The following is a 15,127-nucleotide window of genomic DNA, read 5'->3' on the forward strand; positions in this document are numbered from 1 at the left end:
GCCTGCGATAGATTGTCGCCAATTCTCGTTACTATCTGCGCGCAAAATCAGCGGTGGTCTTCACATGGATTGTGAAGACCACCGCTGATTTTCTTGAGGGGCTTTTAGACCTTTATGAGGAGACCTGCAAGTCAACGCGTTCTAAGGTGGCGCGCAGTTTAGCGTCAAAAGCCTCCATGCTAGAACCGTCATTGCCGCGTAGGTGTTCCAGCGCAGCAAGCGCGGTAACAGCCACATCGATGAGTTCACCTTCCACATCGTGCATAGTGTGGGTGGTTCCCTTCCGCGGATTCTGCCCGGTAGCACCGATGTAGGCGGCTACGGTCTCCCCCGCTTCTTCGGTGATTTTGGCGATTCGTGCCCAGGTGGCTGCTTCGTTGTTTCGATCGCTGTTGGCATCGTCGATCCACGCGCTCAAAGTGGCGATGTTCTTGCCGATACGTTGCAGATCATGACTCATGCGATGACGGCTTTCTCTTGGCCTTCGGACGGCGGATAACGGCACGCTTTTTGGGTGCTTCTTCTACCGGCTCAGCGGTTTCTTCAGCCGTCTTTGAGGTACCTGACACTTGTTCTTCGGCATCGAACACAGTGTCTGCGGTTTCAGGCTTCTCATCTGTACTGGGAGACTCTGAAGTTTCTTCGCTCTCATCACGCGCTTGGACGTCACCCGCCGGGGCAACAACTGAGGACGCGGTTTCTTCAGCTTTCTGCTGGTCTTCTGCAAAAAGTCGGCGCAGGGCATCGGATGAGGCAGATACTGACCCGCCACTGACGATTTCGCCGTCAATCACCGGGCTTTCAAGAGCATTCACGTCCTTGCCAGACTTTTTCTGCTGTTCACGAAGAGCACGAGCCTTCTGACGCTCCGCTTTCTTAGCTGCCTTACGATCAGCACGAGTTTGCCCGGCAAAGCGCTCGAGTTCAGGGGAATTATCGGGCTCAATCAGGGGCGCCAACGCGCGTCCAAGAATCACGCCTACAGCCAGCAAACCTGCGGCATACAGACCAAATTCAAGAGGGTCAGGACCAATAGCGGTCAGACGTCCCAAACCCAGTGAACCACGAGAGAACTGGCCAAGAGCAACACTGATCAACCCGCCAAGAAGTCCGGTAATAAGAGCTAAGAAAAGTACAGAAATCAGCCAGGAGATAGGACGGATGCGGATTTTCAAAGAAACCCACTCGTCGAAGTGGTCTTCACCTTCTCTGAAGAACCACCAGCCAGCAACCGCACCCGCAAGAATCGGGATAATGCAAGCAATAAAGCTCCACGGCTCTACAGGGTTAGGTAGAGCGCCAAACATGGGCAATGCAGGAAGAACTCCAACATCGGTACGCGTCAAATCAACAGCGGTGCCCTCGCCCAGAGAGAACCCGGCACCGGATGACCAGGCCATAGCGTACACCAAAAGGTTAGGGACAAAACCAAACTGTAAAAGCGTCAGCGCGGTATCACCGACAGCTCCTGCGTGCAGGCTCTGATAGATGCTCACAACATCATTCCAGTTGTAGAACAGTGCGCCCGCAGCAAGGAGTGCGCCACCTGCCATGAAAGCAATAGCACCTACTCCGGCTGCTCGAACCACAGCCCACGCGTAAGAACCGGCCCACCGCGAATACTGGCTGAAACGTGAGACCACCGTTGCCGCGTTGACACCGATCATGCGCACCAGCGACCGTGACTCATAGTAGCCGCCCAAAATCGCCCCGAGCAGAGCAACACCGAAAGGCATCAGCATTGAAAACCATAAAGATGTAGCCACGCGCGAGGTATCTGATACATAGCTCACCGCGGTTGTCAGGGCAATATAAACGAGCAAACCGGCAACAATGGGCTGCCAGAACTGCCCCTCGTACGATGCTTGTGCCAAGCGTCGTCCGGCACGGAACGTGAGATAAAGAGGCAGTAGCGTCAGGCCCAAAGGAGTGAGACTGACTGTTCCTGCAATGGCGTCGAAGATTCCGTTAACCGGAATATTGAGGTTCAACGGAACACCGTGCATGAGCAGCCAGATATTACCCGAGAGCTTAGCCGCCGAGGCAACATCTTGTTCCTTGTTAAAACCATTCGTCAGCGAAATCGCGCCGATGAGCACGAACACAGCGACAAATGAAATTAACGCTGCCACTAAAAATTCAACAGCACCTTGCAACCACAAAGGCATAGGGATGCCGCGTGAGCGCGGTGCGCGTACCGGGGGTGCAGAAACAGTGGTTTTCATCGTTTCTCATCTTGTCACGAACTCGTGGACTTTGTTGACCTCTGACCTCTGTTTAGCGCGAAATAAGGTGAGATTTTGTGCAAGTTCACAAGGACGCGTGTTCTACAGTGGAGGGTATGAGTCTTTCATCTTCTTATGCGCTGATTACGGGCGCTTCATCGGGCATCGGTGCCGAGTTTGCTCGCCAGTACGCTCAGCACGGTTATTCGCTGGTCATCAGCGGCCGAAATCATGATGCCTTAGAGAATTTAGCGCAAGAGATTCGTCAGGAGCACTCCGTGGACGTTGAGATTATGAGAGCAGATTTGTTGCGGGAAGATGATGTACAGGCGCTGGTAATTCGCATCCGTAGCGCAGAACGCCCCGTGGAAATTCTTGTTAATAATGCGGGCTTTGGCTTAGGAAAAGAATTTTTGAAGGCTTCTGCTCAAGCGCACATGCAACAGGTGGATGTTCTTGCCAAGATCCCGCTCCAGTTCATGCACGCGGCTCTTGAGGTCATGGTTGAGCAGGGTCGCGGGCGCATTATTAATGTTGCGTCGGTTGCCGCGTTTATGCCGAATGGAACGTATTCGGCGGTCAAACGTTTTGTTGTGACAATGAGCGAGTCGGCTCACCTGCAGTACAGCCCCGTTGGAGTGTCGGTCACGGCCGTGTGCCCCGGTCTCACACGCAGTGGCTTTCACCGGACAATGGGAGTCGATGAGCCCCAGCTACCCGCTATTTTTTGGCTGTTGCCCAAGAAGGTAGTTGCCGATGCCATTCAGGCAAACTTTCGGAACAAGGCTTTGATCATTCCCTCAGCAACCTATAAAGCACTGGTGTTCGCTCAACGACTGATGCCGCCAGCGCTCACCACCGCTATCGTGGGACGCACCCGAAACTATTAGTCCTCAGCAAAGGGGTTCGACGCGGTGATTCCCCACTGCTTGTAGACCTCAGCTTTTGAGCTGACAATCTCAAGATCGTGGACGCTAGCCGTAGCCACCATAAGACCCTCAAGTGCGGCAGTTGGAAGCGGCGTTGCCTGCACCGAACCGACAGTGTGCAGTCGAGGTTCGGCGTGGCGTCCTGCCCATTCCAGGGCAACCGCGGCATCGACCTCAAGAACATGAGAGCCAAAACGCTCGCGTAGCTCCGCAATCCACCGCTCAGTTTCTGGGTAAGGATACAAGCCTTTAAGCTCGCCCAAGCTCAACACTGAAACGTAGAGGACGCGGTAAGAACGCCGTCTTAGAAAGGCTACAACTTGCGGGTTAGGCGCTGACTTACGGATTTCCGTAAGCACATCTGAATCAAGAAGAAGACCTGCTTGGCTCATGCTGCTTTCAGAACACCGTAGTCAGTAGCCGGTACACCGGTGGGATTAGGAGTCAGAAGAAAGTTCAAGAATTCACCGCGCGCATTTGAGATACGGGTGTAATCCTGGATGCTGATTGCGGCGTATCCCCCACGAGCAGGAACAGATGCTGCAACAAATTCGTTGGTGAAAGATTCGGTGGGGCGGGTGATGGTGTTGGACATAGCCACGCTGCGCTAAAGTAGCGCATTCCTTTCGAAATACTGCTCTTGTCTGTACCAAACTCAAATGCACAAAACGTGCGAATACAGACCGCTTCGTCATCCGAGCCACCCGTGAACATGGGGTTGGCGTTCAACTAAAGTCGGAGCTTGTCAGTTGAAACTCTTGAAGCTGGTTAAAACTATGACAAGAGAGCTAACTTTTTGCAACCCTCTTTTCTGAAAAAATTTTTTGTCTCACGTATCGGTCATTTTCGAAAAATATTTTGACCAGTCATCACCTGGGAATCAACGCTGAACCCACCGCAGCTACAGAGCCACCGTTGACATGTAGAAATGGCTTATTTTTCGCTGTGGTCATACCTTTAACGCAAAATTTTAGAACCGCAAAATATCAGCCCAAGCAGCCTTGTCGATCCCTCGAAACGAGACAGTTCTCACGCACTAAAGCAGGGTGGTGAGCCCCGGAATAGTTTTTCTTTGCGCATATTATTTTTAGACTGATAAACGAGTACACAAAGAACCACAGACGTGATGGGCACATAACTGTGAATGTAACCTGCAAATATTTGGGCGTAGCTCTGGGAATTTTCTCACTACTTGGACTTCCTGCATGTAGTGGAGGTTCGGCTACCTCCAAGTCATCAAACTCCCCCGCCATCGCACAGGCGTCCTCGGAGCAACTTGCAGATGTTTTGCCTACTCAAAAACAAATTTCAGATGCCCAAACTTTTACGTATCTGATGGTGAACCCCACCGTCACGCACTTTGACACCCGCCAGTGGCTCACCTCGGTGGAACGCACCGAATTGTGGGAAGGCGGTAGCCCTGTCGATGATCAAGAAATCGTAGACACCGTCAACGAACGGTGCACCCCCTACGAAGAGGTAACGCCCGGACTGCTTGCCACCCAAGCAACTAACTGGAGCGTCGTATCCGGTGAACGACGCAATATTTTGATTGGTCAAAATGAAGAAGACCAAATCGAGGGGTACAGCACCGTTCTTGAAACAGGCTCAGAAGCAGAAGCCACTGCTCTTTTCAACAGGTTTAAAAACCAGACCACATCCTGCACTAAGGCGCTGCAAAATCTTTACGCAGAACATTCAGATGAGTACAAGCTAGATGCTCCGCGCAACGATTTAGATACCAACACCACAACGCTCAACGGCACCTTCAGAAATCACCCGTTCAGCGTCAAAGCAACCCAACAAGACCGTTTTCTCATCGTGACATGGTTTCAAACTAAAGTCTCTCAAGATGCCGATGTCATAGACCCGGCTGCAACCGTTCACGGCATAGCGTTAGAAAACGCAGAGTCCATCAAGCCGGCGAACGCCACCTAGCTCTTCAATGTTGAGGCACAGCACAGGCGTAGCGATGCGATGTGCGGTAGCGTTAATCCGTTAGGCACCGCGCATTTTGGTGAAAGGTCAACGCTTGTCTGAAAATTCCTCAGCTTTTCCCGACATTCCCGTCACTGCACCTGAAATTCTTCGACAAGTAGGGCACGGGGCATACACGCGCGGGCAAAAGTATATGCGCGAGGCAAAAGTTGCCCGCTACAGCTACGACGAATCAACGCGCACGCTCTCAGGAACAGTTGAAGGTAGCACCGCGCGTCCTTACCAGTCTCAGGTAATATTTCCGCGCGTTAAAGCGGCAGGATCTCTCGCTTTCTCATCGAACTGTACCTGCCCGGTCGGCTACGACTGCAAGCACGCCGTCGCCCTCATGCTCACCGCCATTGACCGCTCAGCAAAAGCCAAAAAAGCACTCACTGCGTCCTCTAATACGTGGAAAAGTGCTGCCTCTACCGCGGCCTCGCTCGGATTGCAGACCGCCTCAGAACTCGGCGGGCAGGACGCTGACTCCCAGCTACCAGCGTGGCGACGCGCTCTTTCGCATACTCTGGCAGCGCGTCCAGCAAACGGTGTGAACGAATCAGCCAAAGTTCCCGGCGCACTCGAACTAAAAATCACCGTGGCATCAGCTTTTGGCGCTTCCGGTATGCGCGCGGGCAAACCGGCGCAAGTAACGCTTTCAGCCCGCCCGGTCATGAAAGGCGCACGAGGCAAATGGATTAAAGGCGGTCTGAGCTGGGAATCCTTTATGCAAAGCGGTATTCACGGTTTTGCGAAGACTGATCTCTATACCGAACATGAACAGTGGTTTACTGATTTTTATGCCATTGTGCGCCCTTCTCAGTCGTCCTACACCTCGCACCGCGACTGGGTAAACCTTAGCTACGCGGGGTCTGCGTTACTCTGGCAGATACTGGCGCGCGCCGAAGATATCGGGCTTCCTTTTGTGATGGACGGGCAAGAAATCTCGGTAGATGTGGCGTCTTCACCCGAGGTCTTGGTGCAGGCTTCCCTCACGCGAGACTCGGATGATGAGAGCACCCAGTCGCTCACGCTAAACCCCGTTCTGGTGTGGAAAGACCTTGCTCTTTCAGCGCAGAACTTCCACAAAATGGGTGAACCTCGACGCGGTTTTATCGCCCTCAATAACCACGCACAAAAAACCTATGAAACCGAAGCACAGCACGCTCAACGCGACACTATAGTGGCTAGCGCGCTTGCTGCAGCGCCGCCCAGCATTACACAGGACTCATCTCTACCCCGCTGGTACAACGCTCAGGCAGATATCATTTTTATTCCGCTGGATGCGCCGCTCAACCCGGTTACAGAATCACTTGTCAGCGCTGAGTCACTCAGCGTTCCTGCCAGCGAGCTTGAGGAGTTTTACTCCGAGTTTTACGCGCAACTCTCACGCTCAGTTGATATCACATCGGTGGATGAGCAGCTTGAGTTGCCTGCCGTCCAAAAACCTGAACTCGTGCTCTTTGTAGATTTTGATGAGGCGAACCCGCTCTCAGCTCGTACCGCCTGGAAGTGGGCTTATCCCGCGCAACCGGTGGAGGGCATCGCATCGGGCGCCGAGGGCACAGACTCCAACGAGCATATTTTCTTGCCGGCCCTCGGCTACCCCGGTGAAACACACGCCGAAATTCGCGACGCTGACTTTGAAACCCGCGTCCTGCGCGCCGTAAAAAAGGTGCGCCCCACGGTGCCTTTTACCCGTCACCGCTGGGAAAACTGGGATACGCGCGCACTCGTTGAAGACGCCCTACCGGAGCTAGCTGACATTGCCGGTGTGCACATTGAAGTCACCGGTGAAGTGCCCGAATTCAAGGAACTCACCGGAGAACCCGAAATCACCGTACGTGTGGATGAGACCCGCAAACGCGACTGGTTTGGCCTAGCTATCGCGGTGAAAGCAGAGGGCTGGTACGTAGGATTCAGCGAAATCTTCGAAGCCCTCAACCGCGGGCAAACCCACATGCTTTTAGGCAACGGCACCTACTTCTCGCTGGATCGCCCCGAGTTTTTGAAACTACAAGAACTCATCACCGAAGCGCGAACCCTCAACGAACGTGGCAAGGGTAAAGAGCTCACCATCACCCGCCATCAGGCCGGTTTGTGGGAGGAGCTAGAGGAACTCGCGTCATCTACCGAAACCGTCGCCAGCTGGGACACCCATGTGCAGGCACTGCTGGATGCGGGAACCCACAACGCCCCAGCCGTGCCGGCAGAACTGGACGCAACACTGCGCCCCTACCAGGTCGAAGGTTTCAACTGGCTCACCTTCCTCTGGCGTGCAGAACTCGGCGGCGTGCTAGCTGATGACATGGGTCTGGGTAAAACCATGCAGACCATCACCCTCATGGTGCATGCCCAGCAAGAGCACCGGAAGAACAACCCCGATGAAGACTTCGCACCGTTTTTGGTCGTTGCACCGACATCCGTCGTACCCAACTGGGTGCACGAAATTCAGAAGTTCGCGCCGTCACTGGATGTGGTGGGCATTTACGAGTCGCAAGCCAAATCCAAAACTCCGCTGCCCCACACCATTGCCGGTGCCGACGTAGTAGTCACCAGCTACGCCCTCTTCCGCATCGACGAGCAAGCCTATATAGATGCGGGCACACCTACCCCGTGGAACGGGCTGATTCTGGACGAGGCACAGTTTGTTAAAAACGCCAAAACCAAGGCGCACCGGGTGGCCCGCGAAACCCCCGCGCGCTTCAAGCTCGCCGTCACAGGCACGCCGCTCGAGAACAATCTCATGGAACTGTGGTCCATGTTCTCTATAACTGCACCCGGGCTTTTCCCCTCGGCACGCGCTTTCAAAGACTTCTATGCAACGCCCATTGAGTCCGGCGAAGAAACATCCGCCCTTGCCAAGTTGCGCGCGCGTGTGCGTCCACTCATGTTGCGTCGCACCAAAGAAGTGGTGGCAATTGACCTGCCAGAGAAAACCGACCAGCGCGTGGATGTGCCGTTGGCGCCCGCCCACCGACGCGTCTACGACACACATCTGCAGCGCGAGCGCCAGAAGATTCTGGGACTCGTTGAGGACTTCGACAAGAACCGCTTTACCATCTTCAACTCGCTCACCACCCTGCGTCGACTGGCGCTGGATGCGTCCCTGATTGACGGCAAGAAGTACGAGGGCGTGGCGTCGTCCAAGCTGGACTATCTTGAAGAGAACCTGCCCGAGGTTGTGGGCGAAGGCCACCGCGCACTGATTTTCAGTCAGTTCACCGGCTACCTGAAACTCGTTGCCGCCCGCCTGGACGAAATAGGCATCAGCTACCTGTACCTTGACGGCGCCGCCCGCGACCGCGCTGCACTGTTGGACGCGTGGGCGCGCGGGGACTCCCCCATTTTCCTGATCTCGCTCAAGGCAGGCGGCTTTGGTCTCAATCTCACGCAGGCTGACTATGTGTTCATCATGGATCCCTGGTGGAACCCTGCCGCCGAGGAGCAGGCGGTTGACCGCGTCCACCGCATTGGCCAGTCCAAGAACGTCATGGTATACCGACTGGTGTCAGCGGGCACGATTGAGGAGAAAGTCATGGAACTCAAAGAATCCAAGGCCGCACTCTTCGACGCGGTCGTGGATGACGGCGAGTTCTTCAGCTCCCAGCTGGACGCCGAGCAGGTGCGTCAGCTGCTCATGGATGAGGACAGCGAGAGCTAGAGGTCTGCGGACGTTAAGGGTGAGCCAGGCGGTTGATGCACAGTCGCCGGCGCCCCAGCGCATCAGCCCGCGTCCTTTCGCTAAATACACCAGAAACCTTCAAAACCGGGTGTAAAACTACCCTGTTTTGAAGGTTTCTGGCGTATTTACGAACGATGGTGAGGGCTAGGGTATGCAACCATATCTCTCACTCAGTGATTGTCACCACCATTTTCAACAGCTACTCTTAATGCAAGATTTTCCCTACAACACTCCAGGAGCAAACATGGATCTCATGATTGCTTTATTGGGAGTAGCAACATTGACGGCTAGTGCATATGCCTCCGCCAAATGGAGCTACTCTGATAAGGAACACACCTAAAACCTCAGAACTTATAGTTGCCGAGGACCTCCGCTACCGTTTGCGAATTCCACTTCGTCAGACGTCTTATTCCCTTTCACAAAACTTTGAGGTCCTCCCATGAAAAAACACGCCACAACATCACTGGTGTGGACAGAACGATTTTTATTGCCGCTCGCTGTTGCTACTGTTGCTACAGGCTTTTCTTTCTATGTTCCCGTCAGCGCCTTATTTCTCGCATCACGCAGCTTATCCTTACAAGATATCTTTCTTTTAGAAAGTATTTTGCTCGGTAGCATACTGGCTACTGAGATTCCCTCCGGCCTCGTATCGGACAGAGTAAATAGACGCTGGATAATCCTCACTGGTTTTATTCTCGATGCTGTCGCCGAAGTGCTCTTTGCTGTGGGGCATTCCTTTGGCATATTTGCGGCATCGTTTATGTTCAGTGGATTTGGCATTGCCATGCTTACCGGTGTGCAGGACGCATATATCTACGATTCCTTGAGAGAGCATGCTGACAAGCTCTCAGTCGGAGTATGGGGACATTTAAGCTCCTTAGAGCTAGGAGCCGGAGTCCTAGGTTCCATTTCGGGTGGCCTTCTTGCTACGCAAGACGTCTCTTATCCGGCTTTTGCAAGTGCTGGATGCGCGATCTTAGCTGCGAGTGCAGTAGCTTTTCTGCCGAATCAGCACCCACAGGGTAAGAGAAGTAAAAACTCCGAAACGACATGGTTGAGCTTCAAAAGGGCCGCCGAGTTGCTCTTTACGTCTCCGCTGCTGTTGTATACAGCGGTTGCATCGAGCGCTTCTTTCGTCATGTTTAATGCCGTTTTTACAATCAACCAGCCATTGTTCCAAGCAACCGCGGTACCAGTTGCATTCTGGGGTTTCATTGGAGCAACAGCACAGTTGCTAGCTGCTGTTTACAACCATTTTGCTGGGTCAATCGTTGATAGTTTTGGTCGGAAGACTAGTTTGCTCTTAGCCCAGGGTTACGGAATCTGTGGTTTTGTTCTGATGGCAGTCCCGCATCCTGTAGCTGTTATCGCGGGATTCATACTCACTGTGCTAGGGATGAATGCTCGAGGTCCTATTATTAGAGCGGTAGCAAACAAGGTAATACCTGTACATCGCCGAGCGACTGTTCTCAATATTGCCAGTACTGTCGGTAGTCTTGTTGGAATCGCGATGAACCCAGTTATTGGGTGGGGTGCAGAGACCAATTCACGGAACACGGTGGTCATCATAGCTGTAGTTTTGACGCTGATGGCTCTTGCATGGATACCGATTGCCAATCGATACCTCACAGAGGATAGAGCAGAACAGTGTGTGAGGTAGTTGAATCCTAAAAAGTACGCAGTCGCCAGCTGGCTTGGGGCTGGCATTAATCATGGCGAGCGCCCCGCGCAAGACCATGGGAGCGATCGCCGGCGACTGCGTGCTGGTTAGGTTTCCTCCTGCGTGCACTAAATACGCCAGAAACCTTCAAAACCGGGTGCAAAATTACCCTGTTTTGAAGGTTTCTGACGTATTTACGGTGACTAGCTCCGTCGTTAGTGCCCCACCAGGCTCTAGAGCTTGTCTGTATACTTCTCCTTGAACTCGGACGCTGTCGCGTACGAGGTTTGCGTACCGTACTTGGTCACGGAGTCACCCGCGTAGAGGTTGGCGATGCGCAAGGACTCCTCAATGTCGCCGGTTTCAGCCCAGTAGTGGCTGAAACAACCAATGAAGGCGTCGCCTGCTCCGGTGGTATCAATCGCGTCCACCTTGTTGCCTTCAATCAGTTTCTCGCCCTCGGCAGTTACCCATAGGACACCACGCACACCCAGGGTGACGATCACGTTCTTAATACCGACGTCCAACAGCACGTGAGCCGCATTTGAGATGTCCTCGATGCTCTCCACCGGCATGCCCGACAGCAGTGAAAGCTCGGTCTCGTTAGGCATAATGAACTCCACGGACTTCACACGTTCCAGCGACAACTCGGGTGCAGCAGGTGCAGGGTTGAGCAGAACGGGAATACCCAGTTCCTTGCCCAAATCAATCGCCGCGTAGACGGTCTCAAGCGAGATTTCCAACTGCAGAACAATCAGCTGGCACTGCTCAATGTCGGCACGAGCGTCCTGCAAATCCTGTGGCGAGAGCAGCGCGTTGGCGCCCTTGATAATGATGATGGAGTTGTTTGATTGCTCATCAACAAAAATTGGGGCAACTCCGCTGGAGCCCTCGGTACGCAGAATGTACTTGTCGTCGATGCCGTTTTCTTTGAAGTTGGCAATGGTGTTCTCAGCAAAGAGATCAGTGCCGACTCGAGTGACCATCAAAATCTCGGAGCCAAGACGTGACGCCGCGACGGCCTGGTTAGCGCCTTTACCGCCGCATCCGAGACGGAAATCGGGTGCCTCGATGGTCTCGCCCTGCTCGGGCATGCGGTGAATGTAGCTGATCAGATCAACGTTGTTGGAACCAATAACTGCGATTTTCATGAGTGCGTTTCTTTCAGTTCGTCGGCGTTCTTCAAACCGGTGGGGACGGTAAAGCTGCGGGTTTTGCCCGGTTCTAATTCAATCAGAGTGCCAGCTTTCTTGACTGCCAGGAATCCTTCGGGACGCGAGGTGCCGGGTAGCGCGAAGGCTGAGACTGACAGGTCGGGGTTGTGCAGAATCCAGCGGGTTGCCACGGGGGACTCGTCGGTGCTGAAGCTGGTGACGAACGCCGAGCCGTCAGGTCGCGTCAACTTGAACTCTGCGCGTTCTGCCTTGGCGGGCAGGTTATCGGCGAAGTAGACGATTTCGGGTTGGTGACCGACAGCGAAATATCAAAGACACCGGAGTCAGGGGTTACTGTCACCTCGGGAACAGCTACATAGTGATGGCCGAAACCCTGAATGTAGCGGTAGCGCGAGCGCACACCTAAGCGCCCGTCCTCGTGCAGAATAAGCTCGGCATCGTCCATGCGTGCGCAGGGGAACTCGCCATGTAGCGGGTGGATGTCCTCTGGCGCCGGGCATCCATTCGCTAGAAGACCGGAGTGGAAGGCGAAGCAACCGTAGGTGTCTTGGATGGTGCTCACTGGGTAGGGCTGCGTAAACATGTTGTCCATGCGCAGGTTGATGCCGTCTACTTCTGCATCCCAAATCATCTGGCCCAGGTAGGGCAGGATTCCCAGCGTCAAGCGGTGGTTTTTGATGGTCAAGGACTCCACGCCGGAGGGGTACTTTTCTGCAGTAACCTGCCAGTGCTGGTTAGAGAAAATATCGCGCGGGGTATCCCTAAAGGTTTCGCAGTGCAGTGCTATACGAGAAAACATTATGCCGCTACCTTGCCTTTCTGAGCCTGGCGGTGAATGTCCCAGAAGTACAGTGCCATGGTGCCAAAGCAGAGGATGTTGATGATGAAGCTGAACTGCATGGACCCGGTCAGGTCAGAAATCAGGCCCTGAATTACCGGGATCACTGCGCCACCGATAATTGCCATGACGATGATTGCGCCTGCAGTTTCGGTAAAGCGCTTATCTTCAACGGTGTCGAGAGTACGCGCGTAGATGGTCGCCCAACCGGGGCCAAGCATCGCTGATGCGAAGACTGCCGCCCATACCGCTGAGAAGTTGGGAACACTAATCACGTAAACGAGCGCAACCATGCCCAGTACCGAGTAAGCGATAAGAACCATGTCTTGGTTGAAGCGGGTCATGAGGAAGTTTGCGAGCATCTTGCCAATGAAGAAAGCAATGAACGCAAAAATCATGTAGTTGGAGGCGCTGCGCTCGTTGATGCTGGAATCCATGTGCAGTGCCAGACGGATGGTGAATGACCACAGTGCGGTCTGCACGCCAACGTACATGAACTGGTTGATGATGCCCTTGATGAACGCAGGGTTCTTGGAGAGGTAGCGCAGGGTTTCGCCGGTGGACGAGGGCTTTTCTTCGTGCGCTTTATTCAGCGGCTTGCAGTGCGGGTACTGGGTGATTGCAACCAGCAGAACGAGTACCACCAGCACCATGATAATCAGGCGGTAGGGCTCCAAGGTGCGTTGCAGTGCTTCTGCGGCCAGGGCATGACGGTCAGCTTCGTTCAGGCCTTCGAGTTGCTTGTGCAGGGCATCGCCATCCGTGAAAATCAGGTACTTGCCCAACAAAGCGCCTGACAAGAAGCCGATAGGCGTGAAGGTCTGTGAGATGTTCAGACGTAGCGTCGCGGACTCCTTGGGGCCAATCATGGACGAGTAGGTGTTCGCTGAGGTTTCCAAGAAGGAAAGGCCCACAGCAACCGAGAAAATAGCCGCCAAGAAGATGGTGTAGGTGGCTACGTGAGATGCGGGGAAGAAGAGCAGGCAACCCACAATGTAGATGCTCAAGCCAAGCAACAAACCGACTTTGTAACTGAACTTGCGGATGACGCGGGATGCCGGGATAGCAATAACGAAGTAGCCGCCGTAGAAAGCAGACTGCACGAATGCGGATGCCACATCGGAAAGCGTAAACAGTGCCTTGAACTGAGTAATCAGAATGTCATTAAGGCTCGCCGCTGCACCCCACATGGGAAAGCAGATGGAGAGCAGAATGAACTGAAAGAGCGGAATTTTGCTGAGGTATCCGTCACGTTTTTGAAGCGTGCGGTCTTTGATCAATCCCCAGCTGGTGTTGGGTACGCCTTCATCCTCGAGATGATGCGCCGTTGCATTCACACTCATAGTCTTATCCCTTTGCGGTAGCTCTGTCGTCGGTGACAGAGTGTGCGGTTATACGTTTTGAGAAGACTCATGGCTTTTCACGGGGTAGCGGTGGTTCGCGGTGAAAGACGCCCTTGTCCCTCTCTCACAACCGATATTAGGACGCGGCATGGAAGTTTCTACAGGATTTTTTGGCACATATGTTCCAAGTTGAAATGTTTTTCGAGGGATACAAGGTTCATAAGTTCTCTTATTTGCTGGCGCGCCATTCGCGTCTACCTCGCGCGTCCTCCGCCAGAAGAATCGTGCCGAGACAGCGCAAGCGCCGTTTTCGCATCCACCACCAACCGATTTGTATAGCCCCACCTCAAGGCAGCGTGTATGACCTCAATTTTCTCGTCCCCACCGGCGACCAGTATCTTTTGCTCCACCTTACACAAATCAGGCAAAGACAGTCCTGCCACCCGACTATTCGCATCCGGCAGGCAAATACGCGCGTTTGCATCAACATAGTGCGAACAGATGCCCCCACCGCGCGTTGAGCAAGCAACTCTTTTTCAACTGCGCTCAATAGCTGCGACCGGAAAAGTCTTGACGTCTGCGTGCACGTACCCGGCGAAAACACAACGACGCGGCACTCCTGCGAACGCGCCAACAACTGCGCAACAGCGCTCCTATGCTCGGGCAGGTAGCGCTCTTCAAGAGTAGAAAAGACAGCCGGCACATCCGTTATATAACATTCAGCATTCAGCGCTACAGCCAACTTCTCGTGTTCTTGCCTCATACGATGAGCATTCAAATCATCGCCAAAAGATCCCCGAAGCTGCACCACAGAAATATCCGAAAGCGATGTCTGCTCACAAGCGTCCGCCATCTCATGAACAGTTTCAGACCACACCACACCCAGGCTGTCACCAGGCGTTAAAACCTCAGCCAGCACAGCCCACGCACGCCGTCCCAACGCCCTACGCAAATCAGTGGGTCCCAGCCCGAGCGGTGACACAATATGCACACTATTTAGCCCGTATATCTCGCACAACTGCGCAGAAAGACGCTGGTCATTCTCGCGCGGATCGCGCACCTCCACATGCACAAACCCGCGGTCCTTAGCGTGGCTCAATAACTTAGAAATCGTAGGGCGCCCCACATGCAGCTTCTTCGCCACTTCTTCTTGCGAAAGACCCGACTAGTAGAGCTTGGCAGCATCCAGCGCCAGCTCATCACATCGCGTTAGACCAAACTCATTGGTCTTCATGGTGCAAGCTTACGCACACGCCGCGGGCAGATAAAAATACCCTCCCACCGCGAGAACGGTG

Annotated in this window: 12 protein-coding genes, 1 pseudogene and 1 riboswitch; of the genes and pseudogenes, 4 read left to right on the plus strand and 9 right to left on the minus strand. The window is 53.9% G+C overall.

Annotated elements, in window-relative coordinates:
- Window positions 1-112 precede the first annotated feature (112 nt).
- On the minus strand, window positions 113-460 hold the full coding sequence (locus tag IDM49_RS09270) for a MazG-like family protein (protein ID WP_190724300.1): 348 nt from the start codon (window positions 458-460) through the stop codon (window positions 113-115).
- Window positions 450-2,225 (minus strand): cell division protein PerM, encoded by a 1,776-nt coding sequence (locus tag IDM49_RS09275; protein WP_190724301.1) that lies wholly within the window; start codon window positions 2,223-2,225, stop codon window positions 450-452. The genes IDM49_RS09270 and IDM49_RS09275 overlap by 11 nt, the downstream gene beginning before the upstream one ends.
- Window positions 2,226-2,341: 116 nt before the next feature.
- Between IDM49_RS09275 and IDM49_RS09280 the strand changes: the two genes are divergently transcribed.
- A complete protein-coding gene (locus IDM49_RS09280; protein WP_190724302.1) occupies window positions 2,342-3,115 on the plus strand; it encodes an SDR family NAD(P)-dependent oxidoreductase in 774 nt (257 codons plus the stop codon).
- Here IDM49_RS09280 and IDM49_RS09285 read toward each other — a convergent pair.
- A complete protein-coding gene (locus IDM49_RS09285) occupies window positions 3,112-3,546 on the minus strand; it encodes a PIN domain-containing protein (protein ID WP_190724303.1) in 435 nt (144 codons plus the stop codon). The two genes, IDM49_RS09280 and IDM49_RS09285, sit on opposite strands and share 4 nt — an antisense overlap.
- On the minus strand, window positions 3,543-3,749 hold the full coding sequence (locus IDM49_RS09290) for a nuclease PIN (RefSeq protein WP_190724304.1): 207 nt from the start codon (window positions 3,747-3,749) through the stop codon (window positions 3,543-3,545). The genes IDM49_RS09285 and IDM49_RS09290 overlap by 4 nt, the downstream gene beginning before the upstream one ends.
- A gap of 36 nt (window positions 3,750-3,785) precedes the next feature.
- A riboswitch (SAM riboswitch) is annotated at window positions 3,786-3,918 on the minus strand.
- 376 nt (window positions 3,919-4,294) lie between these two features.
- Here IDM49_RS09290 and IDM49_RS09295 point away from each other — a divergent pair.
- The 3 genes from IDM49_RS09295 (at window position 4,295) to IDM49_RS09305 (ending at window position 10,476) form a co-directional block, all read left to right on the plus strand.
- On the plus strand, window positions 4,295-5,092 hold the full coding sequence (locus tag IDM49_RS09295; protein WP_190724305.1) for a hypothetical protein: 798 nt from the start codon (window positions 4,295-4,297) through the stop codon (window positions 5,090-5,092).
- 94 nt (window positions 5,093-5,186) lie between these two features.
- Window positions 5,187-8,795, plus strand: a complete 3,609-nt coding sequence (locus IDM49_RS09300; RefSeq protein WP_228008071.1) for a DEAD/DEAH box helicase — start codon at window positions 5,187-5,189, stop codon at window positions 8,793-8,795.
- Between the two features lie 460 nt (window positions 8,796-9,255).
- The gene (locus tag IDM49_RS09305; RefSeq protein ID WP_190724306.1) at window positions 9,256-10,476 is read left to right on the plus strand and encodes an MFS transporter; all 1,221 of its coding nucleotides are present in this window, start codon (window positions 9,256-9,258) and stop codon (window positions 10,474-10,476) included.
- Window positions 10,477-10,709: 233 nt separating this feature from the next.
- Here IDM49_RS09305 and rbsK read toward each other — a convergent pair whose 3' ends face one another.
- The 5 genes and pseudogenes from rbsK to IDM49_RS12565 form a co-directional block, all read right to left on the minus strand.
- The gene (gene rbsK, locus IDM49_RS09310; protein ID WP_190724307.1) at window positions 10,710-11,627 is read right to left on the minus strand and encodes a ribokinase; all 918 of its coding nucleotides are present in this window, start codon (window positions 11,625-11,627) and stop codon (window positions 10,710-10,712) included.
- On the minus strand, window positions 11,624-11,878 hold the full coding sequence (locus IDM49_RS12285; RefSeq protein ID WP_228008072.1) for an aldose epimerase family protein: 255 nt from the start codon (window positions 11,876-11,878) through the stop codon (window positions 11,624-11,626). The genes rbsK and IDM49_RS12285 overlap by 4 nt, the downstream gene beginning before the upstream one ends.
- On the minus strand, window positions 11,875-12,450 hold the full coding sequence (locus IDM49_RS09315) for an aldose epimerase family protein (protein ID WP_228008073.1): 576 nt from the start codon (window positions 12,448-12,450) through the stop codon (window positions 11,875-11,877). Before IDM49_RS09315 ends, IDM49_RS12285 begins: the two co-directional genes overlap by 4 nt.
- A complete protein-coding gene (fucP, locus tag IDM49_RS09320) occupies window positions 12,450-13,832 on the minus strand; it encodes an L-fucose:H+ symporter permease (RefSeq protein ID WP_190724308.1) in 1,383 nt (460 codons plus the stop codon). The genes IDM49_RS09315 and fucP overlap by 1 nt, the downstream gene beginning before the upstream one ends.
- A gap of 254 nt (window positions 13,833-14,086) precedes the next feature.
- A pseudogene (locus tag IDM49_RS12565) lies at window positions 14,087-14,976 on the minus strand (sugar-binding transcriptional regulator).
- Between the last annotated feature and the right edge of the window lie 151 nt (window positions 14,977-15,127).

This window comes from Rothia terrae (assembly GCF_014705925.2).
GTDB classification, from domain to species: Bacteria; Actinomycetota; Actinomycetes; order Actinomycetales; family Micrococcaceae; genus Rothia; species Rothia terrae.